The sequence below is a fragment of the Sphingobium sp. TKS genome, from assembly GCF_001563265.1.
Lineage (GTDB): Bacteria > Pseudomonadota > Alphaproteobacteria > Sphingomonadales > Sphingomonadaceae > Sphingobium.
In genome coordinates this window covers 1,224,562-1,247,878 of sequence record NZ_CP005083.1, presented here as the reverse complement: position 1 = coordinate 1,247,878, position 23,317 = coordinate 1,224,562, and the positions used below count along the sequence as shown (strand labels likewise).

General features: G+C 65.3%; 23 protein-coding genes and 1 riboswitch. Of the genes, 8 read left to right on the top strand and 15 right to left on the bottom strand.

The annotated features are described in order from the left end of the window. Positions 1 to 10: 10 nt before the first annotated feature. On the top strand, positions 11 to 433 hold the full coding sequence (locus tag K426_RS06265) for a DUF4112 domain-containing protein (protein WP_066561433.1): 423 nt from the start codon (positions 11 to 13) through the stop codon (positions 431 to 433). A 34-nt stretch (positions 434 to 467) separates the two neighbouring features. Here the strand turns inward: K426_RS06265 and K426_RS06260 are convergent, their stop codons facing one another. Both K426_RS06260 and nadC read right to left on the bottom strand, forming a co-directional pair. Further along, complete coding sequence (locus tag K426_RS06260; protein WP_066561431.1) at positions 468 to 1,268, bottom strand: ribonuclease T2 family protein; 801 nt, start codon at positions 1,266 to 1,268, stop codon at positions 468 to 470. A 12-nt stretch (positions 1,269 to 1,280) separates the two neighbouring features. Continuing rightward, entirely contained in the window at positions 1,281 to 2,144 is an 864-nt protein-coding gene (nadC, locus tag K426_RS06255; protein WP_066555144.1) for a carboxylating nicotinate-nucleotide diphosphorylase, read from the bottom strand. Between the two features lie 87 nt (positions 2,145 to 2,231). On the opposite strand from nadC, the gene K426_RS06250 reads away from it, so the two are divergent. After that, positions 2,232 to 2,555, top strand: coding sequence for an ArsR/SmtB family transcription factor (locus K426_RS06250; RefSeq protein WP_066555142.1), 324 nt, complete (start codon positions 2,232 to 2,234; stop codon positions 2,553 to 2,555). Continuing rightward, positions 2,552 to 3,037: an SRPBCC domain-containing protein gene (locus K426_RS06245; RefSeq protein ID WP_066555140.1), complete on the top strand. Its 486-nt coding sequence runs from the start codon at positions 2,552 to 2,554 to the stop codon at positions 3,035 to 3,037. Before K426_RS06250 ends, K426_RS06245 begins: the two co-directional genes overlap by 4 nt. 18 nt (positions 3,038 to 3,055) lie before the next feature. On the opposite strand, the gene nadA is transcribed toward K426_RS06245, so the two are convergent. Both nadA and K426_RS06235 read right to left on the bottom strand, forming a co-directional pair. Continuing rightward, complete coding sequence (gene nadA / locus K426_RS06240) at positions 3,056 to 4,042, bottom strand: quinolinate synthase NadA (protein WP_066555137.1); 987 nt, start codon at positions 4,040 to 4,042, stop codon at positions 3,056 to 3,058. Between the two features lie 99 nt (positions 4,043 to 4,141). Continuing rightward, on the bottom strand, positions 4,142 to 5,020 hold the full coding sequence (locus tag K426_RS06235) for an MBL fold metallo-hydrolase (protein WP_066561429.1): 879 nt from the start codon (positions 5,018 to 5,020) through the stop codon (positions 4,142 to 4,144). Positions 5,021 to 5,082: 62 nt separating this feature from the next. Here K426_RS06235 and K426_RS06230 point away from each other — a divergent pair, with 62 nt between their 5' ends. Further along, entirely contained in the window at positions 5,083 to 5,979 is an 897-nt protein-coding gene (locus K426_RS06230) for a tyrosine recombinase XerC (RefSeq protein WP_066555133.1), read from the top strand. Here K426_RS06230 and K426_RS06225 read toward each other — a convergent pair. The 4 genes from K426_RS06225 to rsmI form a co-directional block, all read right to left on the bottom strand. After that, complete coding sequence (locus tag K426_RS06225; protein WP_066555129.1) at positions 5,976 to 6,575, bottom strand: DedA family protein; 600 nt, start codon at positions 6,573 to 6,575, stop codon at positions 5,976 to 5,978. The genes K426_RS06230 and K426_RS06225 overlap by 4 nt on opposite strands. A gap of 94 nt (positions 6,576 to 6,669) precedes the next feature. After that, positions 6,670 to 7,644 carry a glutathione synthase gene (gene gshB, locus K426_RS06220; RefSeq protein ID WP_066555125.1) on the bottom strand — a complete coding sequence of 325 codons (975 nt, stop codon included), beginning with the start codon at positions 7,642 to 7,644 and terminating at the stop codon, positions 6,670 to 6,672. Between the two features lie 36 nt (positions 7,645 to 7,680). Continuing rightward, positions 7,681 to 8,049 (bottom strand): YraN family protein, encoded by a 369-nt coding sequence (locus tag K426_RS06215; RefSeq protein WP_066555122.1) that lies wholly within the window; start codon positions 8,047 to 8,049, stop codon positions 7,681 to 7,683. Beyond that, on the bottom strand, positions 8,046 to 8,900 hold the full coding sequence (rsmI, locus tag K426_RS06210; RefSeq protein WP_066555119.1) for a 16S rRNA (cytidine(1402)-2'-O)-methyltransferase: 855 nt from the start codon (positions 8,898 to 8,900) through the stop codon (positions 8,046 to 8,048). The genes K426_RS06215 and rsmI overlap by 4 nt, the downstream gene beginning before the upstream one ends. 71 nt (positions 8,901 to 8,971) lie before the next feature. On the opposite strand from rsmI, the gene K426_RS06205 reads away from it, so the two are divergent. After that, positions 8,972 to 10,126, top strand: coding sequence for a penicillin-binding protein activator (locus K426_RS06205; protein WP_087575285.1), 1,155 nt, complete (start codon positions 8,972 to 8,974; stop codon positions 10,124 to 10,126). Positions 10,127 to 10,176: 50 nt separating this feature from the next. Here the strand turns inward: K426_RS06205 and K426_RS06200 are convergent, their stop codons facing one another. Both K426_RS06200 and K426_RS06195 read right to left on the bottom strand, forming a co-directional pair. Next, a complete protein-coding gene (locus K426_RS06200) occupies positions 10,177 to 10,956 on the bottom strand; it encodes an ABC transporter ATP-binding protein (RefSeq protein ID WP_066555105.1) in 780 nt (259 codons plus the stop codon). Then, positions 10,950 to 11,945, bottom strand: coding sequence for a FecCD family ABC transporter permease (locus tag K426_RS06195; RefSeq protein WP_066555103.1), 996 nt, complete (start codon positions 11,943 to 11,945; stop codon positions 10,950 to 10,952). Before K426_RS06195 ends, K426_RS06200 begins: the two co-directional genes overlap by 7 nt. A 95-nt stretch (positions 11,946 to 12,040) precedes the next feature. Between K426_RS06195 and K426_RS06190 the strand changes: the two genes are divergently transcribed. Continuing rightward, positions 12,041 to 12,844: an ABC transporter substrate-binding protein gene (locus K426_RS06190; RefSeq protein ID WP_066555100.1), complete on the top strand. Its 804-nt coding sequence runs from the start codon at positions 12,041 to 12,043 to the stop codon at positions 12,842 to 12,844. Positions 12,845 to 12,886: 42 nt separating this feature from the next. Here K426_RS06190 and K426_RS06185 read toward each other — a convergent pair whose 3' ends face one another. Continuing rightward, on the bottom strand, positions 12,887 to 14,731 hold the full coding sequence (locus K426_RS06185; RefSeq protein WP_066555097.1) for a TonB-dependent receptor plug domain-containing protein: 1,845 nt from the start codon (positions 14,729 to 14,731) through the stop codon (positions 12,887 to 12,889). A gap of 172 nt (positions 14,732 to 14,903) precedes the next feature. Beyond that, positions 14,904 to 15,117, bottom strand: a riboswitch (cobalamin riboswitch). Between the two features lie 81 nt (positions 15,118 to 15,198). On the opposite strand from K426_RS06185, the gene K426_RS06180 reads away from it, so the two are divergent. After that, the gene (locus K426_RS06180; protein WP_066555091.1) at positions 15,199 to 16,182 is read left to right on the top strand and encodes a threonine ammonia-lyase; all 984 of its coding nucleotides are present in this window, start codon (positions 15,199 to 15,201) and stop codon (positions 16,180 to 16,182) included. After that, positions 16,182 to 16,718: a molybdenum cofactor guanylyltransferase gene (gene mobA, locus K426_RS06175; protein ID WP_082748453.1), complete on the top strand. Its 537-nt coding sequence runs from the start codon at positions 16,182 to 16,184 to the stop codon at positions 16,716 to 16,718. Before K426_RS06180 ends, mobA begins: the two co-directional genes overlap by 1 nt. A 92-nt stretch (positions 16,719 to 16,810) precedes the next feature. On the opposite strand, the gene cobA is transcribed toward mobA, so the two are convergent. The 4 genes from cobA to nirB form a co-directional block, all read right to left on the bottom strand. Beyond that, positions 16,811 to 17,593: a uroporphyrinogen-III C-methyltransferase gene (gene cobA, locus K426_RS06170; RefSeq protein WP_066555088.1), complete on the bottom strand. Its 783-nt coding sequence runs from the start codon at positions 17,591 to 17,593 to the stop codon at positions 16,811 to 16,813. After that, entirely contained in the window at positions 17,580 to 20,189 is a 2,610-nt protein-coding gene (locus K426_RS06165; RefSeq protein WP_066555083.1) for a nitrate reductase, read from the bottom strand. Before K426_RS06165 ends, cobA begins: the two co-directional genes overlap by 14 nt. Before the next feature lie 112 nt (positions 20,190 to 20,301). Continuing rightward, positions 20,302 to 20,637 carry a nitrite reductase small subunit NirD gene (gene nirD / locus K426_RS06160; RefSeq protein WP_066555080.1) on the bottom strand — a complete coding sequence of 112 codons (336 nt, stop codon included), beginning with the start codon at positions 20,635 to 20,637 and terminating at the stop codon, positions 20,302 to 20,304. Positions 20,638 to 20,642: 5 nt separating this feature from the next. Further along, on the bottom strand, positions 20,643 to 23,147 hold the full coding sequence (gene nirB, locus K426_RS06155; RefSeq protein WP_066561427.1) for a nitrite reductase large subunit NirB: 2,505 nt from the start codon (positions 23,145 to 23,147) through the stop codon (positions 20,643 to 20,645). Positions 23,148 to 23,317: the final 170 nt, after the last annotated feature.

Genomic DNA, 23,317 nt, shown 5'->3' with positions numbered 1-23,317 from the left:
GGACAAGATGATGGCGATTTCGCAGGACCAGTTCGACCGGATCGTGCGCGACATGCCGGGGTTCGGCCGCGATCCCGCCTCGGTGCGCAAACGGATAGAGGCGATGGAGGCGCTGCTGGAGGGGCTGTTCGTGCTGCCCGGTACAAACCGGCGCGTCGGGCTGGACAGCCTAGTGGGATTGATCCCGGTGGTGGGCGATTTCGCCACGGCGGCGATGGGCGCATGGATGGTGTGGGAAGCGCGCAATCTGGGCATGTCGAAATGGCAACTCACCCGCATGGCGGCCAATGTCGGCTTCGATACGCTGATCGGCGCCATTCCCTTCGCCGGGGATATTTTCGACTTTTTCTACAAGTCCAACACGAAGAATCTGCGGATCATCCGCAAGCATCTGGACAGGCATCACCCCTCGACGGTGGTGATCGACGGTTAGCCTCTCTCGCCGCTGACGGACGCGAACGTCGCTCCTAATTCTCCGGCAATTCGGCATTGGGATCGAGGTGCAGGATCAGGCCGGACCGACTTGCCGGCGCAGGCTTGGCACGCTTCGGATTGGGAATATTCGGACCGGGCGCAATGCGCAGGCTGGTTTGGTTGCTTGTCCCGCCCTGATGCTTTGGACAACGGGCGAACTCCAGCGCCTTGTCCATGCAGAGCCAGACCTCACTCAGCCGATTGTCGCGGGTCGCGGTGACGCGCATCATATCGGCCCGCATCCCCTGGTTGGCGGCGGCGAAGGCCTCGGTAAACCGTCCCACCGTCAACGTCTTTCGGCGGGCCAGCGCGGCCATATCAGGATAGCGGATCGACTGGTATAAGGCGCGGGAAAGATTGAAATAGAGTTCCGGCCTCGTCGCCATGCAGGTGCCATGTTTGGCCCATTCATGCTGGAGCAACTGGACCGAAGGGGTGACGCAGAGATTTTGCCAGATCACCGGACGCGGCAGCAGGTCTGTCGCACGGCAATATTGCGGCCATTCCTTGCCTACGCCGTCGGGCCAAAGACCATGCAGGGTGAAGCCGAAACGCCCGTTGCGGCCGCTGCACTGGAAGGCGTCGTCGCCACCTTTAGCACCGGCACAATATTGCGGCGACCAGGTGAGCGCCAGGGTATAGCCGCCTATGGGCAGCAGGCGCCGGCCCTGACTCTCGCTCGGCAGGTCCGGACGCGGTCGGGGCATCTGTGCTGGCAGGCTGCACTGCGCCGCCTGCGCCAGAGCGCTCGCGGGCGCCGCGAGCAGGAGCAGCGGCAGCGCAAGTTTAAGCAAAAAGCCCACCCCCTATGCGAAAGCGAAGTCCAGGCCGATATCGGCGGCCGGAGCCGACTGGGTCAGACGGCCGACGCTGATATAGGTGACGCCGGTTTCCGCCTTTGCGCGGATGGTTTCCAGCGTCACGCCGCCCGACGCCTCGGTGGGAACGCGGCCGCCGACCAGCGTGACAGCGCCGCGCAGGGTGGGCGCATCCATATTGTCGAGGAGGAGATGGGTGGCTCCGGCGGCAAGCGCCGGTTCGATCTGGTCGATACGGTCGACTTCCACGATGATGCTAGCGATGCCGGCGGCGGCGGCGCGGCGGACGGCTTCCTCGACCGATCCGGCGACGGCGACATGATTGTCCTTGATCATCGCCGCATCCCACAGGCCCATGCGGTGATTGGTCGCGCCGCCCATGCGGGTCGCATATTTTTCCAATATGCGCAGGCCGGGAATGGTCTTGCGCGTGTCGAGCAGGGTCGTGCCGGTGCCCAGGATCGCGTCGACATAGGCGCGGGTCATGGTGGCGATGCCGCTCAGATGCTGGACGGTATTGAGCGCGGACCGCTCGGCAGTCAGCATGGCGCGGGCCTTGCCCCGGATGCGCATGATGTCGGTGCCCGCCGCCACGCGGTCGCCATCCTGTTTCAGCAGTTCGACCTCCACATCGGGGTCGAGCGCGCGGAAGAAGGCGGCGGCGATCGGCAGGCCCGCCAGCGTCACGGCGTCACGGCTGTCCATCACGCCATCGAAGATCGCATCGCCGGGAATCACCGCCTCGCTGGTCACGTCGCGGCGATCTGGGCCGAGATCTTCCGCCAGGGTGGAAGCGATGAAGGCGTCGAGATCGAAGCCAGGGAGCGAAAAGGAGGAAGAATCAGCGGTCATGCCGAGCGATGTGGCATAGTCGCCAGGCGGTTGACAGCCCCTGATTCATTATATAGCCTATTAGCTATATAGATAGAGAGCGATATTTTGCAGCCTGCCCAGCTCGACCGGATTTTCAGCGCCCTGGCCGATCCCACGCGCCGCGCGATCCTCAGCCGCCTTGCCAAAGGCGAAGCGACCGTGAATGCGCTGGTCGAGCCGTCCGGCCTCAGCCAGCCGACCGTTTCCAAGCATCTGAAGATATTGGAGCAGGCGGGCCTCGTGTCGCGGGGACGGGCCGCGCAGACCCGTCCAGTACGGCTGGAACCCGCTCCGCTTCGGGCGGCAGCGCACTGGCTGGGCGATTATGAGGTCTTCTGGAACGCCAGCTATGACCGGCTGGAAACCTATCTGAATGGAGAGGAAACATGAGCGACGAACCGCAATCCGTCCGCGAGATTTTCATCACCCGGCTGATCGACGCCCCCGCCCATCTGGTCTTCGCCGCCCATGCCGATCCGGTCCATGTGAAGCGCTGGTTCGGGCCAGTGGGCTGGCCGCTCACCAAATGCGAGATGGATTTTCGGGTGGGAGGCCGCTTCCGGTTCCAGATGACCAGCGATAAGGGCGAGCTGGGCCCGCCCTTTGGCGGCACCTATCTGGAGATCGTTCCCCATCGCCGCATCCGCTACGACAATAGTTTCGAGGAACCGGGATCGCCGGTGATGGTGACGACGATCAGCTTTGACGAGGATGCGGAGGGGCGCACGCTGCTCACCCATCACACCGTCTTCGAAAGCAAGGCGATGCGGGACGACTATCTGGGTCAGGGCTTCGAGGAAGGGACGAACAGCGGCCTCGACCAGTTGGAAGAGGGCGTAGCGGAATTGGCGGCGGAAATGGGCGGGGGCTGATCCCGCCCTTCCCCTGGATCAACGGTTGCCGAGGTCGCCCTGCCCCACCGTACCGCTCGCCATTTCGAGCATGCGGTCGAGGCTCTTCTTCGCGCCGAGGCGAAGCTGCTCGTCCATCTCTATGCGCGGTTGGAGGTCGCGCAGCGCCAGATAGAGCTTTTCCATCGTGTTGAGCGCCATGTACGGGCAGATATTGCAGTTGCAATTGCCGTCCGCGCCGGGCGCGCCGATGAAGGTCTTTTCAGGCACCGCCTTCTGCATCTGGTGGATGATGTGCGGTTCGGTGGCGACGATCAGCGTGTCGCCGGGCATGGTCTTGGAAAATTCCAGGATGCCGCTGGTCGAACCGACATAATCGGCATGGTCGACAATATATGGCGGGCACTCCGGGTGCGCGGCGACCGGCGCGTCGGGATGCTGGGCCTTGAGCTTTAGGAGTTCGGTCTCGCTGAACGCCTCATGCACGATGCAGACGCCCGGCCAGAGCAGCATATCGCGGCCAAGCTTGCGCTTGAGATAGCCGCCCAGATGCTTGTCGGGGCCGAAGATGATCTTCTGGTCCTTGGGAATCTGCGAGAGGATCTTTTCCGCCGACGAACTGGTGACGATGATGTCGCTGAGCGCCTTCACCTCCGCCGAGCAGTTGATGTAGCTCAAGGCGATATGATCGGGATGGGCTTCGCGGAAGGCCTTGAACTGCGCCGGTGGGCAACTGTCCTCCAGGCTGCAGCCGGCGTCCATGTCGGGCAACACCACGATCTTTTCGGGGCTGAGGATCTTCGCCGTTTCCGCCATGAAACGCACGCCGCAGAAGGCGATCACGTCCGCGTCCGTCTCCGCCGCCTTGCGTGAGAGTTCAAGGGAGTCTCCGACGAAATCGGACAGATCCTGGATTTCCGGCTTCTGATAATAATGGCCAAGGATGACGGCGTTGCGTTCCTTGCGCAGCCGGTCGATTTCCGCGCGCAGGTCGATCCCCTGCGGGATAGTGGTCATCGCAGTCATGTGCCTCACTCCTCTCGGCCTCCATGCGCGCCCCTAGCGGGCGTTGCGCTTGTTGGCCAGCATCTCATTGACAGGCGATCGAGACGGCATGGCGTTTTCTCAACGCAACTGCCACCGTCCATCCCCCGTCGCGCCGGCGATGCCGCGTCCGTCGAGGTCGATCAGATGAGCCAGCACCGATCGCCCCGCCGCGCTGTGGAGGCGCGGGTCGACGCCCTTGTACATTTCCATGACCATGGCCGGGATTTCCGATGCACCGTTGCGTTCCAGGAAGCGAAGAATCTGGCCTTCGCGCTGCTTGCGGTGGCCCATCATGCCGCGCACCAGCCGCTGAGGGCTTTCCACCGGCTCGCCATGGGCGGGATAATAGATCGCATCATCGCGCTCCAGCAGGCGCTGCATCGACGCCATATAGGCGGCCATGTCGCCATCGGGCGGCGAAACGACGCTGGTCGACCAGCCCATCACATGATCGCCGGTGAAGAGCGCCTTTTCCTCCAGCAATGCGAAGCAGAGATGGTTGGAGGTGTGGCCGGGGGTCGCGACGGCGGCGAGCGTCCAGCCCTGACCGCCCAGCCGTTCGCCGTCCGCCAGCACCCGGTCGGGCCGGTAGGCGGCGTCGAAAGCGGCATCGGCGCGGGGGCCGTCATCGTCCAGCGTCAGCGGCGCGCAGCCGATGATCGGCGCGCCGGTCTGCGCGCTGAGCGGCGCGGCGGCGGGGCTGTGGTCGCGATGGGTGTGGGTGCAGAGAATCGCGCTGACCGGACGGCCGCCTATCACGGCCAGCAGCGCGTCGAGATGCGCCGGATCGTCCGGGCCGGGATCAATGACCGCCACATCCTCCCCGCCCACCACATAGGTCTGCGTGCCCGTATAGGTGAAGGGCGACGGATTGGGCGCCAGCACGCGCCCCACCAGCGGAGAAAGCCGCATAAGCGTACCCGTGGGGAGATCGTCCAGGTCGAAGGGAGGTGCCATATCCCCCATGTGCCCATTTCCGGGCGGTTTTCAAGGGCGATCCCCTGCCCTACAGTGGCGCCATGACGGCTTCAGGCGATCTTTGCGAACAGTGGCGGCGGCATCTGGCGCTCGACCGGCGGCGGTCGGTACATACGGTGCGCGCCTATGTGGCGACCGCCGAACGGCTGGTGGCCTTTCTGGAGGAGCATCGCGGCGAAGCGGTGACGGCGGCGTTGCTGGCCGGGGTCGAGCAGGCCGATCTGCGCGCATATCTGACGGCGCGGCGGATGGACGGGATCGGCAATGTCTCGGCGGCGCGGGAATTGTCGGCGGTGCGGGGCTTCCTGAAATTTGTCGGTGGCGAGGATGCCCGCGTGCCGATGATGAAAGGTCCGCGGGTAAAGCGCGGCCTGCCCCGCCCGGTGTCGCCCGATGAGGCCATCGCGCTGGCGGGCGACATTGCCGAAACGGCGCGCGAGCCATGGATCGGGGCGCGGGACTGGGCGGTGCTGCTGCTGCTTTACGGGGCGGGCCTGCGCATCGGGGAAGCGATTGGGCTGACCGGAGCGGTGCTGCCGCTGGGCGAGACGCTGCGGGTGACGGGCAAGCGGGGCAAGATGCGCATCGTGCCGCTGCTGCCCCAGGTGCGGGACGCGATCGAGGCCTATGTGGCGCTCTGTCCCTTCCGGCAGGAAAGGGATGCGCAGCTGTTCCGGGGGGCGCGGGGCGGGCCGCTATCGCCAGCGTTAATCCGGCGGGCGGTACAGAGTGCGCGGGGGCGGCTGGGGCTATCCGACCGGACGACGCCCCATGCGTTGCGGCACAGCTTCGCGACGCATCTGCTGGGGCGCGGGGCGGACTTGCGGTCGTTGCAGGAGTTGCTGGGCCATGCCAGCCTGTCCTCGACGCAAATCTATACGCAGGTGGATGCGGCGCATCTGCTCGACATCTACCGGAATGCGCATCCGCGAGCTTAGCCGCGCGGTTTCCAGGTGGCGAGACGCCAGAGGTAAAAGACGATCGCGCCGACCACGCAGGCCGTCGCCACAGGACCGACATATTTGTCGATGTCGCGGAAATTCTGGCCCAGAATATAGCCCGCATAGGCAAGGATGACGTTCCACACCAACGCGCCGCCGCTGGTCCATAGCAGGAAGCGCATATGGCCCATGCGGAACAGACCGGCAGGCAAGGAAATCATCGTCCGGAAGGCAGGCATGAAGCGGAAGACGAACACCACGATCTGACCATATTTGCCGAAAATATGGTCGAGCGCCTCGACATCCTTCCACTCCAGCGTCGCCCATCGGCCATAGCGGTCGATCACCGGCTTCAATCGGCCGAAGCCCAGAACATGGCCGACCAGATACCAGAAATAATTGCCGATGGTCGTGCCGATCGTGCCCGCAAAGAGCAGCCAGCCCATGTCCATCCGCCCCTGTCCGACGCGGATGCCGCCAATGCCCATGATGAGTTCGGACGGGATTGGCGGAAAAAGGTTTTCGATCACCATCAGGGCGAAAATGCCCCAATAGCCGCCCGCGTCGATCAGGCGGAGAACCCAGTCGGTCATTTACGCGTCATTCCGGCGGAGGTTGGCATCTCTCTCCATAGGACACGGGCTGGGGCGCGAGATCCCAGCTTTCGCCGGGATGACGAACACAAAATCAAGCAGCAGCCCGCGCAGCGAGCCGAGCGTCGATCGCGTCCCAGATCATGCCGCCTGTGTCGGTGCCGTTGAAGGCGTCGATCGAGACGATGCCGGTGGGAGATGTCACGTTGATCTCCGTCAGCCACTCGCCGCCGATCACGTCGATGCCGACGAACAGCAGGCCGCGGCGCTTGAGTTCGGGACTGAGGGCTTCGCAAATTTCCAGTTCACGCTCGGTCAGCACGGTTTTCGCCGCCGAACCGCCGACGGCAAGGTTCGAACGAATCTCGCCCGCGCCGGGGATGCGGTTGACCGCGCCCGCGACTTCGCCGTCGATCAGGACGATGCGCTTATCGCCTTCCGCGACGCCGGGAATAAAAGCCTGGACCATGAAGGGCTCGACCCAGGAGGCGTTGAACAGTTCCACCAGCGCCGAGAGATTCGCGCCGGACTGCCCCACATGGAAGACGGCATTGCCAGCATTGCCATAGAGCGGCTTCACCACGACTTCGCCATGCTGGGCGAGGAAAGATTTCACCTCATCCAGATCGCGGGTGATCATCGTCGGCGGCATGAAGCGCGCATAATCCAGCACGAACAGCTTTTCGGGCGCATTGCGGACGGAGGCCGGGTCGTTCACCACCAGCGTTTCTGCCTGCACCCGCTCCAGCAAATGGGTGGCGGTGATGTAGCTGAGGTCGAAGGGCGGATCCTGGCGCATCAGCACCACATCGACATCGCGGCCAAGGTCGAGCGTTTCCGGCTCACCGAAGACATAATGATCGCCCTCGACCTTCTGCACCTTCACCGGGCGCGCCTTGGCCAGCACGCGGCCGTCGCGGTAAGTGAGGTCGGTGGCGAGATAATGATAGAGGCTGTGCCCCCGCGCCTGTCCCGCCAGCATGATGTGGAAGGTCGAATCGCCGCCGATCTTGATCCCTTCCATCGGGTCCATCTGCACGGCGACGGTGAGCGGATTGAGCTGGGTCATAGGCGTGTTCAATTCCCTTCCAGAGCAGGAAGGCCTTTAGCCCCCGTGCCAGACATTGGCCAGATGGCGCGGCGGGCGGCCGGGCGCAAGGAGCATCACGTCGATTCGCATGTCATCGCCCGGTTTTGCAAGGTCGTGGAAGAGAATTTCCGCCGCCGCCGCGACCCGCGAAAGGCGGCGTTCGTCGATGGCCAGGTCGAGATCGGCTCCGGTTGCGCGGGCCTTGACCTCGACGAAGGCGAGCATCTTGCCCCGCCGGGCGACCAGATCGACCTCCCCCGCGGGCGTACGCAGGCGGCGGCCGACGATCTGCCAGCCCTTGAGCCGCAGCCACCAGCCCGCAATGCGTTCGGCCTGCCGTCCCCGCTTTTCGGCCGCCAATTTGGCACTTAGGGGCTTCTTCACGCTTTGAGTTCCAACGCACGGTCGTAAAGGGCGCGGCGGTCGAGACCGAGTTTCTTGGCGACTTCTCCCGCCGCCTTGGAGACAGGAAGGCGTTCCATGGCTTCGAGCAATGCCGCGTCGGCATCCTCTGCGCTGGCGGGAGCGGCTTCGCCAGGCGGGCCGACAATGACGACGATCTCGCCCTTGGGCGGCGCGTCGGCATAGCGGGCGGAAAGTTCGGTGAGCGTGCCAGTGGCGGTTTCCTCGAACGTCTTGCTGATCTCGCGGGAGACGGCGGCCTCACGGTCGCCCAGATGCTCGGCCATGGCGGCAAGGCTTTCGGACAGGCGCGGGCCGCTTTCGTAGAAGACCAGCGTGGCGCGCAGGGCCGCGACCTCGCCCAGAGCATCCCCTCGGGCCTTCTGCTTCGATGGCAGGAAGCCCATGAACAGGAAACGATCGGTCGGCAAACCCGACAAGGTCAGCGCGGCAATGGCGGCGCTCGGGCCGGGCAGCGTCGTGATCCTGCGCCCGGCGGCGCGGGCGTCGCGCACCAGCTTATAGCCCGGATCGGAGATCAGCGGGGTTCCCGCATCGGACAGCAGCGCGACCGATTCGCTCGCCATCCGCTCGATCAGGCGGGCGCGCACCCCTTCGGCGCTATGGTCGTGATAGGGCACCATCGGCCGGTCAGACCCGGCATGGCGCAGCAGCCGTGCGCTGACCCGTGTATCTTCCACGGCGACTACATCGGCCAGCCGCAGGACTTCCGCCGCGCGGGGGGTAAGGTCTCCAAGGTTGCCGATCGGCCCTGCAACAATGTAAAGCCCAGCCTCAAGCCCCAAAGAACCAAGATTCTTATCAGTTTCCATAAGGACGCCAGATGACAGAGACGGATGCCCCCCGGCAAGCGGACTTGTTCGCTTTGATAAAAGGGGTGGGGATGCAACGCGCCGGGCGGATTTTGTTCGCGGCCACTGCGCTGCTGGTCGCCGCCTGTCAGTCGATCGTGCCCAAGGGGCCAGGTCCGGCTCAGCCCGGACCCACGCAGACCGGCCCGGAAGTCACCGAAGGCCTGCCCACCGATACGCTGCGCCATCGCGTCGCGCTGCTGGTGCCGATGAGCGGACCCAATGCGGGGGTCGGCCAGTCCATCGCCAATGCGACCACCCTCGCCCTGCTGGATACCAAGGCCGACAAGGTGCGCATCACCACCTATGACACCGGCATCGGCGCGGCGGCGGCGGTCAACAAGGCGCTGGCGGACGGCAACAAGCTGATCCTGGGACCGTTGCTGGCGGAGGATGCGCGGATTGTGGGGCCGATCGCGGCGCGGGCCAATGTGCCGGTGATCAGCTTCTCCAACGACACCAGCGTCGCCGGGAATGGCGTCTACATCATGGGCTATAACCCCAACCAGTCGATCGAGCGCGTTGTCCAGTTCGCCAAGGGCAAGGGCATGTCGCATTTCGCCGCTCTGGTGCCCAAGGGGACCTATGGCGAGCGGTCGGGCACGGCCCTGCTGCGCGCGGTCGAGGGTGTGGGCGGGACCGTGGTGTCGATGCAGAGCTTCGACCGGACGCCGGGCTCGATCACCGCGGCGGTCAAGAAATTGCAGGCCTCTTCCAGCTATGACGCGCTGCTGATCGCGGACAGCGGCAAGGTGGCGATGCAGGTGGCGCCGATCGTGCGGAAAAATGGCGGCGCGACGGCGCGGCTGCTGGGCACGGAACTCTGGAACACCGACAGCGGTCTGGCATCCGGCCCGGCGCTGCGCGGCGCCTGGTTCGCCAGCGTGTCGGATGGCCTCTACGGCCAACTCGCGACCAAATATCGGGCGCGCTATGGCAATGCGCCGTTTCGGCTGTCGGCTTTGGGTTACGACTCGGTGCTACTGACGGTGCGGATCGCGCGCGACTGGAAGCCGGGCACCACCTTCCCGGCGGCGCGGCTGCGCGATGCGGGGGGCTTTGCCGGAATCGACGGGGCGTTCCGGTTCGGACGCGACGGGATAGCCGAGCGGGCGCTGGAGGTTTCCGAGATCGGTGCGGGCACCTTCACGGTGGTCGCGCCCGCGCCTCGGGCTTTCGCGGAGTAACGGGCGTACACCCTCTCGTCGTTTCCGCCTGCGCGGGAACGACGGCAAGTTCAGCTTTTGATACGCCCCGTCGGCAGGATCAGCGGCCAGTCTCCATCCGCCTCGATACAGGCGGAAATGCCATAGACGCTGGCGAGGCTCGCCTCGGTCAGCACAGCCAGCGGCGCGCCATCGGCCACCAGCGAACCGCGATCCATCAACACCAGCCGATCGCAATAGCGCGCCGCCATGCCGAGATCATGCAGCACGGTAACGACCAGCGAACCCGCCCGCGCTTCAGCCTTGAGCAAATCCATGACATCGATCTGATGCCCCGGATCGAGCGCCGCCAGCGGCTCATCCGCAATCAACGCAGGCGCGCCCACCGCCAGCGCGCGGGCGAGCAACACGCGGGCACGCTCGCCGCCTGACAGTTCGGTCGCCACCCTCCCTTTGAGATGCAGCACATCGGCGCGGGCAAGCGCTGCGTCGATCTGCGCCTCATCCTCTGTCGAGAGGCGCGAGAGCGGCCCCAGATGCGGCATCCGGCCCAGCGCCACCAGCCGCTCGACCGCCAGCGGCCAATGCAGGGTCTGGCCCTGGGGCAGATAGGCGATGCGTCGGGCGATTTCCCGCCGGGTCAGGCGCGCACTGTCGGCGCCGTCGATCAGGACGATGCCACTTTCCCGCTTCACCAGGCCCAGCATCGCGCGGATCAGGGTCGATTTGCCCGCGCCATTGGGACCGATGATGCCGACAAGCTGTCCCGGCTCCAGATGAAGGTCGATGCCGTTCACTGCCGGATGACGGCCAAGGCGGACGGAAAGCCCCTGCGTGCGGATCGTCACCATAGCCGCCGCTCCCGCATCAGGTGGATCAGGAAAACGGGCACGCCGAGCAAGGCCGTCAGCACGCCCAGCTTGAGTTCGCTGCTGGTCGGGATCAGCCGCACGCCGATATCCGCCAGCGTCAGCAGCACCGCGCCGCCCAGCATGGAAGGCAGCAGGATCGCGGAGGGCGAACGGTCGGTCAACGGCCGCACCAGATGCGGCACGATCAGGCCGACGAAACCGATCGCGCCCGACACCGCCACCGCGCCGCCCACACCTATGGCGACGCCCAGCATCAGCCGCAGGCGCGCCCGGCGGAGATCGATTCCAAGCGCCTGCGCGCCATCCTCGCCCAGGGTCAGCGCGTCGAGCGTCCGGCCATCCGCGATCAGCAGCGCCGCCCCGACCGCCACGCAGGGCAGCGCGATCCAGACATGACCGTAGGCACGGTTTTCCAGACTCCCCATCAACCAGCTCATGATCTCCATCGCCGCGAAGGGATTGGGCGAGAGGTTCAGCGACAGGCTGATCCCCGCCCCCGCCAGCGTGGCGATGGCTATCCCGGCGAGGATCAGGGTGAGCGGGCTTTCCGCCGGTCCGGCAAGCAGGAACAGCGCGCCGATGCCGATGAGGCTGGTCGCGATGGCCAAGGCCGGAAGCGCCAGCGGGTGCATCTGCGCCAGGCCGAAATAGAGCGCGCCCACAGCACCGAGGGCCGCGGCATTGGACGCGCCCAGTACGGAGGGTTCAGCCAAGGGGTTGCGCAAATAGCCCTGAAGCGCCGCGCCCGACAGGCCGAGCATCGCGCCGACGATCAGGCCAAGCAGCATGCGCGGCAGGCGCAGGTCGATGAGGATGGCGCGGGCGACATCATCGCCACCGCCCATCAGGACCGCGAAGATGCGCGCCGGAGAGAGCGGCACGGCGCCAAGCGTGACAGAGCCGAGGGCGGCAAGCAGGGCCAGCGCGATCAGCGCGGGGATCAGCAGGGGATGGCGGCGCACGCTCATGGCTTGCGCGCCTCGCGTTGCTTGCTACAGCGCTCCCTACTCCTGCAAAGGCAGGAGCACGGCTGCTTTTCGAGGCAAGACTTAGAGGCAAATGGATGCGCGGCAGAATAATCGCGACGGCGCTCTGCGCGCTCATGCTGACCGGCGCCGCGCCCGCTCCGCCGAAACGGATCGTGTCGCTCAATACCTGCGCCGACCAATATGTGCTGGCGCTGGCCGATCCGGGGCAGATCGCGGCGCTCAGCCCCTATGGCCATGATCCGGAACTCTCTGCGGCGGTCGACAAGGCGCGCCGCTTCAAGACGCTCAAGCGGCCCGCCGAGGAAGTGATGGCGCTCCGGCCCGATCTGCTGGTCGGCTTTCCTTCCGGAAACGGCGTCGTCGGAGCGCCTCCCGGCCAATGGCGGACTTTGGGACTGGCGAGCGCGGACAGCTATCCCATGATCCTGGCGCAGATCCGGCAGGTGGCGGCGGCGGTCGGCCATCCCGAACGGGGCGAAGCGCTGATTGCGCGCATGAACCGCGACCTCATCGCCCTGCCTCGATCCAGGCGCGGCGGGGTTGCCGCCTATTATCAGCGGCGCGGCTATATGACCGGGACAGGCACGTTGGTCGATGACCTCATGAAGCGCGCAGGCCTCGTCAATCTGGCGGGGAAGCTGGGGAAGCCCGCTTTGTCGCAGCTTCCATTGGAAGAGATGCTCGCCGCCCGCCCGGACTGGCTGATCGTCGAAAGCGGCAGCGAGACAATCGTCGACCAGGGGACGGAAATGCTGCACCATCCGATCCTGCGCGCCATCCCGCGCATCCGCGTGCCGCAGGCATGGACGGTGTGCGGCGGCCCCGCTTATGTCGAGGCCGCGCGCTATATCGTGACGCAGGTCAACGCTGCGCCCTGACGCTGAAGGGGCAAGCGTCACGCCCGCCCCTCGCCTGTTCCATCAGAAGCGGACACGCACGCCGCCAAAGGCCGACCGGCCATAGGTGCCATAGCCATAAGCCGTGGCGTATCCTTCATCGAACAGATTGTCGATGCGGCCATAGACTTCCAGATGCTCATTGATCGGGAAGGACGCGCGAACGCCAACCAGCGCAAAGCCGTCGAGCTGGACACGCTTATGCGTGCTGGAATCGATATCGACGCTGTCATCCACCATCGTGATCGTTGCGCCGGTCGACAGGCCGAAAGGCCAGACATAGTCCGCCGACACACTGGCCGCATTGGGCGCCCGGCGCAGCAGACGCAGGCCTTCGTCCGGGCTGCCCGGCGAGCGGTTGCGCGCATCGACATAGCTGTAGGATGCCGTGACGGTCAGCGCGTCGACCGGCTTCAGCGCGAAGGACGCTTCCACTCCCTTGGCGCGGGTGCGATCGAGATTGTTATAGCCGCCAAATGCTCCAAAGGCGCCGTCAAAGTCGATCTGGTCACGCGTATCGCGGCGGAAGGCGGTGACGGAGAAGATAGCACGATCCCCGGCCAGCTTCTGGTCGAAGCCGATATCATAGCTCTTGGACCGTTCCGGGCGCAGCCCGCTATTGCCGACAAAGGGATCGTAAAGCTGATAGAGCGAGGGCGCCTTGAAACCCTCGCCATAGCTGGCGCGGATGTTGGTGCGGCCGCCATTGGGCGTGTAGTTCGCGTTGGCGCCAAAGGTCGTCGCACCGCCGAACTGGCTATGGTCGTCGCGGCGCACGCCACCCGTCAGCGTCAGACCCTCCACCGGCTTCACAACGGCGACGGCATAGACGCTGTCGATGTCGATCTTCGCGCGGTCATGCGAACCGAAGCCGGCGAAATCATAGTCCGGCCGCTCATGCTCATAGCCGAACACCAGCGTCACCTGTTCGACCGGCTGATAAACGCCTTCATATTCGAAACGCAGATTCGTGCCCGAATAGCCATAAGGGCCGAAAATGGAGGTGTAGTCGCGATCGTTGCGGGACCATGTCACCGCCGCGCGATTGGTCAGCTTGCCATCGAACAGCCTGAGGTTCAGGCCAGCATAGCCGACATATTGATCAAGCGTGCTGGTGGCGGTCCGGTCTATCGGGGGGAAAGAAAAGAGATCCGTGTCGAGATCGGCATGGATATAATAGCCGCGCAGGTCGAGGCTCAAGGCATCGCTGAAGTCGAGCTTCAACTTGGCGTTGGCGGCGATATTCTCATAACCGTCCTTTTCCGCGTCGCCAGCCTCGGCGGAGATGCCGTCCGTGCGGAAATAGGCGACGCCAAGGCCGCCCGATGCGATGCCGCTGGTGCCCGAAACATCCGCCTTGGCATTCAGTGTATCGCTATAGCCATAATCGACCGACGCGTTGGCCGCGAATCCTTCGGCGGGCGTGCCGGTCATGATGTTGACGACGCCGCCGATCGCCTGGCTGCCATAGACCACCGAGTTGGAACCGCGCAGCACCTCGATCCGGCGGATGTTGCCGACCAGCAGATTGCCGAAATCATAGGCATCGCCAATGCTGCTGGGATCGTTGACCTTCACCCCGTCGATCAGCACCAGCGTCTGGGTCGTTTCCGCGCCGCGCAGCGAAATGCCGGTGACGCCGCCGACCGCATCGGCCCGGTTGAAGCGGACGCCGGGCGTGGTGGCGAGCAGGTCTGCGACGCTCACGCTCTGGCGCGTTTGGATGGTTTCGGCGTCGATGACGGTGACGGCCTGGCCGACTTCGTCGCGGGGCTGCTCGATGCCCAGCGCGGTGACGATGATCTCATCCTCCGCGAGCGCGGGCGTGGCGGCGAGCAGAGCCGCAAGAGAGATGGTGGCTTTCAACATTATATCTGTTTCCCTGAGCGCCGCTGCGACTTCATGGCTCAGGGCATCCGCTCGCGCGGTCGGAACTGGGGGAAGTCGACGCCAATGCCCTCCCCCCGCACCGATGCGGCCCTGCGCCGCTTCGTCGCTCAGACGGAAAACACCGTGCCATGGCCAACCCCTGGGCCAGGGCAAGAGCGACCATGCGCCGGCAGGTCTCCTGGCTCGCGGGTCAATGCAGCGATGCACGCCTTCCCGGACTTGTCGCCCAGTGGCCGGTCGTTCGACCGAAATGCATCGCGCTCACCGCTTACAGTTGCAGGGACAGCCGCGGAATAGGACGGTTTCCCGTCCGCACCACATTCCCGTTTTCAGCCCTTTCGGGCACCGGCGCGATCTTCTTTGCGTACGGGGTTTGCCCCGCCCGCGCCCCGCGCCATAAGGGAAAGCATTGGCCATGCCAAGAGGCGGCCACGGAGGGAGATTGCATGCCGTTCGCCATTAGCGCCGCCGATGTCGAGGACGCCGCGCGGATCATCGCGCCGGCGGCGATCCGCACGCCGCTGCTGGAGAATGCGGTGCTGAACGAGCGCTGCGGACGGCGGGTGCTGGTGAAGTTCGAGGGCGCGCAGCACAGCGGTTCGTTCAAATTCCGTGGCGCCTATAACCGGCTGGCGCGATTGAGCGCGGCGGAGCGCAAGGCGGGGGTCGTCGCCTGGTCGTCGGGCAATCATGCGCAGGGGGTGGCCTTTGCCGCGCGGCTGCTGGGGATCGCGGCGACGATCGTGATGCCAGCCGACGCGCCCGCCATCAAGACGGCCAATACGCGGGCGCTGGGCGCGGAAATCGTCGCCTATGACCGTTTCACCGAAAACCGGGAGGAGATCGCGACGACGCTGGCGACCGAGCGCGGCGCGGTGTTGGTGCCGTCCTTCGACGATCCCTTCATCATGGCGGGGCAAGGGACGATCGGGCTGGAGATAATGGAGCAGGCGGCCGAATGGGGCGCGAAGATCGGGCAGATCCTCGTCAATTGCGGCGGCGGCGGCATGGTGTCGGGGATCGCGACGGTGGTGAAAGCGCGGCAGCCCGGCGTGGCGATCTATGCGGTCGAGCCGGAAGGGTTCGACGATACGGCGCGGGCGCTCGCCAGCGGCGTGCGGGAAAGCGTCTCGCCCGATGCACGGTCGATCTGCGATGCCTTGCTGTCACCCACCCCGGGGGCTTTGACCTTTCCGATCAATCGGGCGTTGCTGTCCGGTGGCCTGGTGGTGAACGACGATCAGGTGCGGGAAGCGATGCGCTTGGCCTTTTCAGCATTGAAGCTGGTGGTCGAACCGGGCGGCGCGGTCGCTCTGGCGGCGATGCTGGCGGGGCTGGCTCCGGCGGCGGAGGACGCCAGCGTGGTGGTGATTTCGGGGAGCAATGTCGACCCGGACGCCTATGCCCGGATCATCTCGGGAGAGGCATGATGCGGTTGCTGGGAGCGGTTCTGGCCGGGGGGCGATCCAGCCGGTTCGGGAGCGACAAGGCGCTGGCGATGCTGGATGGGCGGACCCTGCTGGACCATGCGGCGGCGGCGCTAGGGCGCCATGTCGAGGCGGTCGTGATTTGCGGACGACAGGTGGACGGAATGACCGGGCTGCCGGATCGACCGGCGGCGGATATGGGGCCTTTGGGCGGACTGAATGCAGCGCTGCATCACGCGCTGGCGGAGGGCTATGACGCGGTGCTGACGACGGGGTGCGATGTTCCCGCCTATCCGGACGGGCTGGCGGAAGCGTTGATCGGGGAAGGTGCGGCGATCCTCAAAGGCCAGCAGTTGGCGGGGTTCTGGCCTGTTTCATTGGCGACCGAACTGGACACGCATCTGGCCGAGGACAACAACCGATCAATCTATGGCTGGCTGGAACGGATCGGCGCGCGGATCGTCGAGCGGCCGGAGTTTATATTGCCCAATATCAATCGGCCCGAAGATTTGGAGAAGTTGGAAAAGAGTAATCAATAGAATCGACAAAGCAGCGTGTTCCTGCGAAGGCAGGAACCCAGATCAGGCGTTCGAACTGGGCTCCTGCCTCCGCAGGAGCACATCGCTTCAGTTCAAACCGTCAGCGTAGCACTCACCGACATGTCCGCCGAAGAGTAAGTGCCCGCCACCGCCTCACCGATCATCAGCAAAGTCGGATCTTCATCGCTGATCGTCGCCACCAGGAAGGCCAGCGCCGACAGCTGGCCCCGGATCAGCCGTTCACTGGGCAGCGAGACGTTGACCGCCACCATCACCGGCGTTTCGGGATCACGCCCGGCGGCGATCAGCGAGCGGCTGATCTCGCCCGCAGCGGCGCGGCCCATATAGATGCCGAGCGTGCCGCCCGGCCGCGCCAGCATTTCCCAGTCCAGCTTCAATGGCTCACCCGCCTTGAGATGCGCCGTCACCAGCGTCAGTCCCCGCGCCACGCCGCGCAGGGTGAGCGAGGCATGACCGCTCGCCGCCGCCGCGCTGGCCGTGGTGATGCCGGGGCAGATGCGGAAAGAAATGCCATCCGCCGCCAGATGCTCCATCTCCTCCGCCGAGCGGCCGAAGACCGACGGGTCGCCGCCCTTGAGGCGCACGACGCGCTTGCCCGCCTTCGCCGCCGCGAGGAGCAGGTCGTTGATGCTCTCCTGCGCTTTCGAATGGCGGCCGGAGCGCTTGCCGACACTCACGCGCTCCACGCCCTCGGGGATCAGGTCCAGCACGCCCGGCCCCACCAGCGCATCGTAAAAGACGATCTCCGCCGCCGCGATCAGCTTTTCGGCCTTGCGGGTCAGCAAGTCCGGGTCGCCGGGGCCTGCGCCGACCAGCCAGACCTCACCGGGGGCGATCAGTTCATTCGGCTGCATGGAGCGTCTCCTGCGTGGTTTGAGCAAGGATATTGGCGAGCGCGGGACGGCAAGACCCGCAATTGGTCCCGGCGCCGATCGCCTTGCCGATGGCGGGCACATCGACCAGTTGCTGTTCACGGATCGCCGCCATGATCTGATAAAGGCCGATGTCGAAACAGACGCAGACGGTCGGCCCCTTGTCCGGCTGATTGCCCGGCCCACGCGCAGCAAGGACGGAAGCCCCCACCCCCTCGACTTCAAGCTGGCTGATGAGCCAGTCGCGCGAGGGTAGCAGGCCGGTGCGGGTGACAAACAGCACGCCCGCAAGGCGGCCTTCGCTGATGATGGCGATGCGGCGCGTGCCACGCGTCTGGTCGATGGCTTCGACGCGGTCGCCCTTGGGCAGGCAGGCCTCAAGCCGCACGGGGTCGCCATTGCCGGCGATCTCGTACAGCGCGCCGCCCGGCACGGTGATGCGGGTGGACCAGAGACAAGGTAATTTGACGGGTTGATCGCCATGCAGGATCAGGAAGCCCTTCCACTCGGTCGCGACCTTCTCGACGCTGGCCGGGGTGGATTTGAAGCCGGGCTGGCCCGAATGCGGATCGACCAGCGGACGGGGCAGCAGGCCCGTGCGGCCGCCGCTCGACATCTGATCGGTCCAGTGAATGGGGGTGAAGATTTCCCCCAAGCGCTGGCCTTCGCTCAGGCTCACGCGGAAGATGCTGTTGCCCTGCGCCGTCTGGACGCGGGCGAGGTCGTGGTCGACAATGCCCAGCGCTTCGGCGTCCTGGGGATGGATTTCCACCAGCGGTTCCTCGCGATGGCGAGCCAGTTTCGGTGAAAGCCCGGTGCGGCTCATCGTGTGCCACTGGTCGCGATAACGGCCGGTGTTGAGCGTCATCGGCCACTGCTTCAGCGGCTCCTGAATCTCCATCTGCTTCGTCAACACCAGCCGCGCCTTGCCGTCGGGCGTCGGGAAGCGACCATCGGTGAAGGGCGTATCGCCCCAGCGGAACGGCTCCATGGCGTCATAGGCATCATTGCCGATGGTCGCCTGGGCACGCAGGTTCAGCACCCGTTGGCCGTCATTCTGATAGGCAGTCAGGCGGGCATGTTCGCGCCAGATATCGGCAGGCCGGTCATAGGCGAAGGCATTGCGCCAGCCCATGCGGCGGCCGACTTCCTTGACGATCCACCAGTCGGGCTTGGCCTCGCCGGGCAGCGCGAGGAAGGGCCGCTGGCGGCTGATGGTGCGGTCCGAATTGGTGACGGTACCGTCCTTCTCGCCCCAGCCGGCGGCGGGCAAGCGAACATCGGCATGAACGCCGGTATCGGTGTCGGCCATGATGTCCGACACCACGACGAAGGGGCAGCCCTCCAGCGCCTCGCGCACGCGGCCAGCATCGGGCAGCGACACGGCGGGGTTGGTGGCCATCACCCACAGCGCCTTGACCCGGCCTTCGTTGATGGCGCGGAACAGGTCGACGGCTTTCAGGCCCGGCTTGGTCGCCATGGCCGGCGCGGCCCAGAAGCGGCCCACCCGTTCCACATTTTCCGGCGCGAAGTCCATGTGCGAGGCCAGCGTCGAGGCCAAGCCACCCACCTCGCGCCCGCCCATGGCGTTGGGCTGGCCGGTGATCGAGAAGGGCACCGCGCCCGGCTTGCCGATGCGGCCGGTGGCGAGGTGGACATTGATGATCGCATTGACCTGATCGGTGCCGCGGATCGACTGGTTGATGCCCTGGCTGAACATCGTGACCGTGCGCGGAGTCGCGGCGAACAGCTTGTAGAATTGCTCCAGCAGCGCGGGCGCGATGTCGCAGGTCTTGGCCGTGCTCCAGAGATCGTGGCCGGTGCGGATATGCTCCCAGAAGCCTTCGGGGGCGTTGACATGATCGGCCACATAGCCGGGATCGGTGATCCCCTCGGCGTCGCACCATGCCAGCAGGCCGTTCATCAACGCGACGTCGGTGCCGGGTTTCACCGGGAGGTGCAGGTCGGCGCCTTCGCAGGTTTCGGTACGGCGCGGGTCGATGACGACCAGCTTGGTGCCACGCGCGGCACGGGCCGCCTGGATGCGCTGATAAACGATGGGGTGGCACCAGGCGGTGTTGGAGCCGACCAGCACGATCAGGTCGGCTTCCTCCAGATCGTCATAGCTGGCGGGCACCACATCCTCGCCAAAGGCACGGTTGTGACCGGCGACCGCGCTGGACATACAGAGGCGCGAATTGGTGTCGATATTGGACGAGCCGATAAAGCCCTTCATCAGCTTGTTGGCGACATAATAGTCTTCGGTCATCAACTGGCCGGAGACGTAGAAAGCCACGCTGTCGGGACCGTAGCGCTCGACGGTTTCGCGAAAACGCTTGGCGACAAGGTCCAATGCCTTGTCCCAGCTCGCTCGCTTGTTGCCGATCATCGGGTGGAGCAGGCGGCCGGTCAGGCCCACCGTCTCGCCCAGATGCGTGCCCTTGGAGCAGAGGCGCCCGCCATTGGCCGGGTGCGCCTCATCGCCCTTGATCGTGACCGACCGCGGGCCGGTCGGCGTGGCCGAGATGCCGCAGCCGACGCCGCAATAGGCGCAGGTGGTGCGGATGGCCTGATTCATGCCCTTACCTCATCTTCCTTGAGAGAGAATTGGGTGGAGGTGCGTGCCGCAAGGGATGGACAGCACGTCCCCTCCACCCTGGCCCCTGCCGGCAAGAGCAGGGACCGGAAGCTCATGCTGCCGCCTTGAGCTTGGCCGGGCGGGCGATCAGGATGCGACCGCCTTCCTGTTTGACCTCGATGGTCGGCGTGCAGCCCTCGTCATTGCCCTGCGCCTCGCCCGTCTTCAGGGCGATGTTCCAATTATGGAGCGGGCAGGCGACGCTGTGGCCGTGCACAATGCCCTGGCTCAGCGGGCCTTGCTTGTGCGGGCATTCGTTGACCAGCGCGAAGACATGGTCGTCGCCGGTGCGGAATATGGCGATTTCCTTCTCCCCGGCGATCTGAACCGTGCGAGCGCCGCGCTGGGGAATGTCGGCCAGCGTTCCGATGTCGATCCAATCGGTCATGTCGTTCACTCCGCAGCGATGGCGATAGGGGCGAGAGGCTGGTGCAGTTCGCTATCCGCACCCGCTGCGCGCTGCGCCCAGGGGTCATCCTGGCTGAAGCTCTGCGAATAGAGGAAGCGGCTGCGGAGCGCCTCGCGGCCCGCATCGTCTTCCACGATCCGCTGCTTGATATAGTCGACGCCGACACGCTCGATCCACGGCGCAGTGCGCTCCAGATAGCGCGCCTCCTCGCGATAGAGCTGGGTGAAGGCAGCGCAATAGTCCATCGCCTCCTGCTCGGTCGCGACCTTGCACAAGAGGTCGGTAGCGCGGACATGGATGCCGCCATTGCCGCCGACATGCAGCTCGTAACCCGAGTCCACGCAGACCACGCCAAAGTCCTTGATCGTCGCCTCCGCGCAGTTGCGGGGGCAGCCCGACACCGCGATCTTGAACTTGTGCGGCATCCACGATCCCCAGGTCATCCGCTCGATCTTGACGCCAAGGCCGGTGGAGTCCTGCGTGCCGAAGCGGCACCATTCGGACCCCACGCAGGTCTTCACCGTGCGCAGCGACTTGCCATAGGCGTGACCCGACACCATGCCCGCGGCATTGAGGTCGGCCCAGACGGCGGGCAGATCTTCCTTCTTGATGCCGAAGATATCGAGACGCTGGCCGCCGGTGACCTTCACCATCGGCGCATCATATTTCTCGACCACATCGGCAATGGCGCGCAATTCACGCGGGTTGGTAAGACCACCCCACATGCGCGGAACGACCGAATAGGTGCCGTCCTTCTGGATATTGGCGTGCATGCGCTCATTGACGAAGCGGCTCTGCTGGTCGTCCTGATATTCACCGGGAAGCGCGCAGAGCAGATAATAGTTCAGCGCCGGGCGGCAGGAAGAGCAGCCGTCCGGGGTCGACCAGTGCAGAAGCTGCATCACCTCGGGGATGGAGCGCATATTCTGCGCCACGATCTCGCGGCGGACATCATCATGGGTGAAGCTGGTGCATTTGCACATCGTCTTCGGCCCGGACTGGACGTCATCGCCCAGCACCACCGCCAGCAGATTTTCGACCAGCCCCGTGCAGCTTCCGCAGCTTGCCGAAGCCTTGCAGGTGCCGCGCACCGCGTCGAGGCTGCAATTGCCCGCTGCAATGCAGGCGACGACCTGGCCCTTGCTGACGCCGTTGCAGCCGCAGATCTCGGCATCGTCCGAGAGCGCCGCAACGGCCGCCTTAGGGTCCAGCGCGCCCCCTCCCGAGGCGAAAGCCTGACCGAAGATCAGCAGGTCGCGGATGTCCGCGACGTCTTCCTGTTTCTTGAGCAGGTCGAAATACCAGCCGCCGTCCGCCGTGTCGCCATAGAGCACGGCGCCGATGACCTTATCGTCCCTGACGACGACGCGCTTGTACACGCCGCGCGAAGCGTCGCGCAGGACGATATCCTCGCAGCCCTCACCGCCCGAGAAGTCACCGGCGGAGAAAACGTCCAGACCCGCGACCTTCAGCTTGGTCGAAGTGACCGAGCCCTTGTAGCCGGTATGCTGATCCGTCAGGCCGTCCGCGAGGCTGCGGCACATTTCCCAAAGCGGCGCGACGAGGCCGTAAACATTGCCGTCATGCTCGACGCATTCACCGACCGCGAGAACATCGGGGTCGCTCGTCACCATGTGATCGTCGACCTTGATGCCGCGATTGACGTCGAGGCCGGCTTCCCGCGCCAGAGCAGTCGAGGGGCGGATGCCCACCGCCATCACCACCAGGCTCGCCGGGATTTCGGTGCCGTCCTTAAGGCGCACGCCCTCGACCTTGCCGTCGCCATAGATGGCTTCGGTATTGGCGCCGGTCAGGATGGTCTGGCCCCGTCCTTCCAGCGCGCTCTTGAGCAACCAGCCCGCCGCTTCGTCGAGCTGCCGCTCCATCAGCGTGTCCATGAGGTGGATGACCGTCACCTTCATGCCGCGCAACGTCAGGCCGTGCGCGGCTTCCAGGCCGAGCAGGCCGCCGCCGATCACCACCGCGCTGCCGCCCTTATCGGCGGCCTCCAGCATGGTGTCGACATCCTTCATGTCGCGGAAGCTGATGACACCGGGCAGATCCTTCCCCGGAACCGGGACGATGAAGGGGTCCGACCCGGTGGCGATCAACAGCTTGTCATAGCCGACGGTGCGACCCGAATGGCTCGTGACGGTCTTTGCGGTGCGGTCTATGGCCGTCACCGGATCACCCGCGATCAGCTCGATATTATTTTCCGAGTACCATTCGCGGCTGTTGATGATGATGTCATCGAAGCTCTTTTCCCCGGCCAGAACCGGCGAGAGCATGATGCGGTTATAGTTCACATAAGGCTCTGCGCCGAAGATGGTGACGCGATAGCGATCCTTGTCGCGCGCCAGCAGTTCCTCGACCGCGCGGCAACCGGCCATGCCGTTGCCCACGACAACCAGATGTTCCTGAACATCCTCGGACGGCACGAAGATGTCCTCTTCGTTCGCCGCTTCCGGTCCGTTGTTCTGAAAATCCATCCCTTGACTCCAGAAAAAGAAAAAGGCCGCCATCCGGACCCTCGGCTTTGAAACCGAAGGTCTGGATGGCGGCCTTGCCATCATAAGCGCCTTGATCGTCCGTCCCTGGACCACCGCAGCTATGGAAGAAGGACAACCCTGTCCCTTGCATTGCAGCATATTCCGAATCG

What these genes read in the sequence shown, in the direction of transcription:
- K426_RS06195 (WP_066555103.1), bottom strand. Translation starts at nt 11,945, where the DNA reads ATGAGCGTGCGCCGCCATCCCCTGCTGATCCCCGCGCTGATCGCGCTG.
- K426_RS06180 (WP_066555091.1), top strand. Translation starts at nt 15,199, where the DNA reads ATGCCGTTCGCCATTAGCGCCGCCGATGTCGAGGACGCCGCGCGGATC.
- mobA (WP_082748453.1), top strand. Translation starts at nt 16,182, where the DNA reads ATGCGGTTGCTGGGAGCGGTTCTGGCCGGGGGGCGATCCAGCCGGTTC.
- rsmI (WP_066555119.1), bottom strand. Translation starts at nt 8,900, where the DNA reads ATGGAAACTGATAAGAATCTTGGTTCTTTGGGGCTTGAGGCTGGGCTT.
- K426_RS06230 (WP_066555133.1), top strand. Translation starts at nt 5,083, where the DNA reads ATGACGGCTTCAGGCGATCTTTGCGAACAGTGGCGGCGGCATCTGGCG.
- gshB (WP_066555125.1), bottom strand. Translation starts at nt 7,644, where the DNA reads ATGACCCAGCTCAATCCGCTCACCGTCGCCGTGCAGATGGACCCGATG.
- K426_RS06205 (WP_087575285.1), top strand. Translation starts at nt 8,972, where the DNA reads ATGCAACGCGCCGGGCGGATTTTGTTCGCGGCCACTGCGCTGCTGGTC.
- K426_RS06265 (WP_066561433.1), top strand. Translation starts at nt 11, where the DNA reads ATGGCGATTTCGCAGGACCAGTTCGACCGGATCGTGCGCGACATGCCG.
- nadA (WP_066555137.1), bottom strand. Translation starts at nt 4,042, where the DNA reads ATGACTGCGATGACCACTATCCCGCAGGGGATCGACCTGCGCGCGGAA.
- K426_RS06245 (WP_066555140.1), top strand. Translation starts at nt 2,552, where the DNA reads ATGAGCGACGAACCGCAATCCGTCCGCGAGATTTTCATCACCCGGCTG.
- K426_RS06165 (WP_066555083.1), bottom strand. Translation starts at nt 20,189, where the DNA reads ATGAATCAGGCCATCCGCACCACCTGCGCCTATTGCGGCGTCGGCTGC.
- K426_RS06225 (WP_066555129.1), bottom strand. Translation starts at nt 6,575, where the DNA reads ATGACCGACTGGGTTCTCCGCCTGATCGACGCGGGCGGCTATTGGGGC.
- cobA (WP_066555088.1), bottom strand. Translation starts at nt 17,593, where the DNA reads ATGCAGCCGAATGAACTGATCGCCCCCGGTGAGGTCTGGCTGGTCGGC.
- nadC (WP_066555144.1), bottom strand. Translation starts at nt 2,144, where the DNA reads ATGACCGCTGATTCTTCCTCCTTTTCGCTCCCTGGCTTCGATCTCGAC.
- K426_RS06185 (WP_066555097.1), bottom strand. Translation starts at nt 14,731, where the DNA reads ATGTTGAAAGCCACCATCTCTCTTGCGGCTCTGCTCGCCGCCACGCCC.
- nirB (WP_066561427.1), bottom strand. Translation starts at nt 23,147, where the DNA reads ATGGATTTTCAGAACAACGGACCGGAAGCGGCGAACGAAGAGGACATC.
- nirD (WP_066555080.1), bottom strand. Translation starts at nt 20,637, where the DNA reads ATGACCGATTGGATCGACATCGGAACGCTGGCCGACATTCCCCAGCGC.
- K426_RS06200 (WP_066555105.1), bottom strand. Translation starts at nt 10,956, where the DNA reads ATGGTGACGATCCGCACGCAGGGGCTTTCCGTCCGCCTTGGCCGTCAT.
- K426_RS06190 (WP_066555100.1), top strand. Translation starts at nt 12,041, where the DNA reads ATGCGCGGCAGAATAATCGCGACGGCGCTCTGCGCGCTCATGCTGACC.
- K426_RS06235 (WP_066561429.1), bottom strand. Translation starts at nt 5,020, where the DNA reads ATGGCACCTCCCTTCGACCTGGACGATCTCCCCACGGGTACGCTTATG.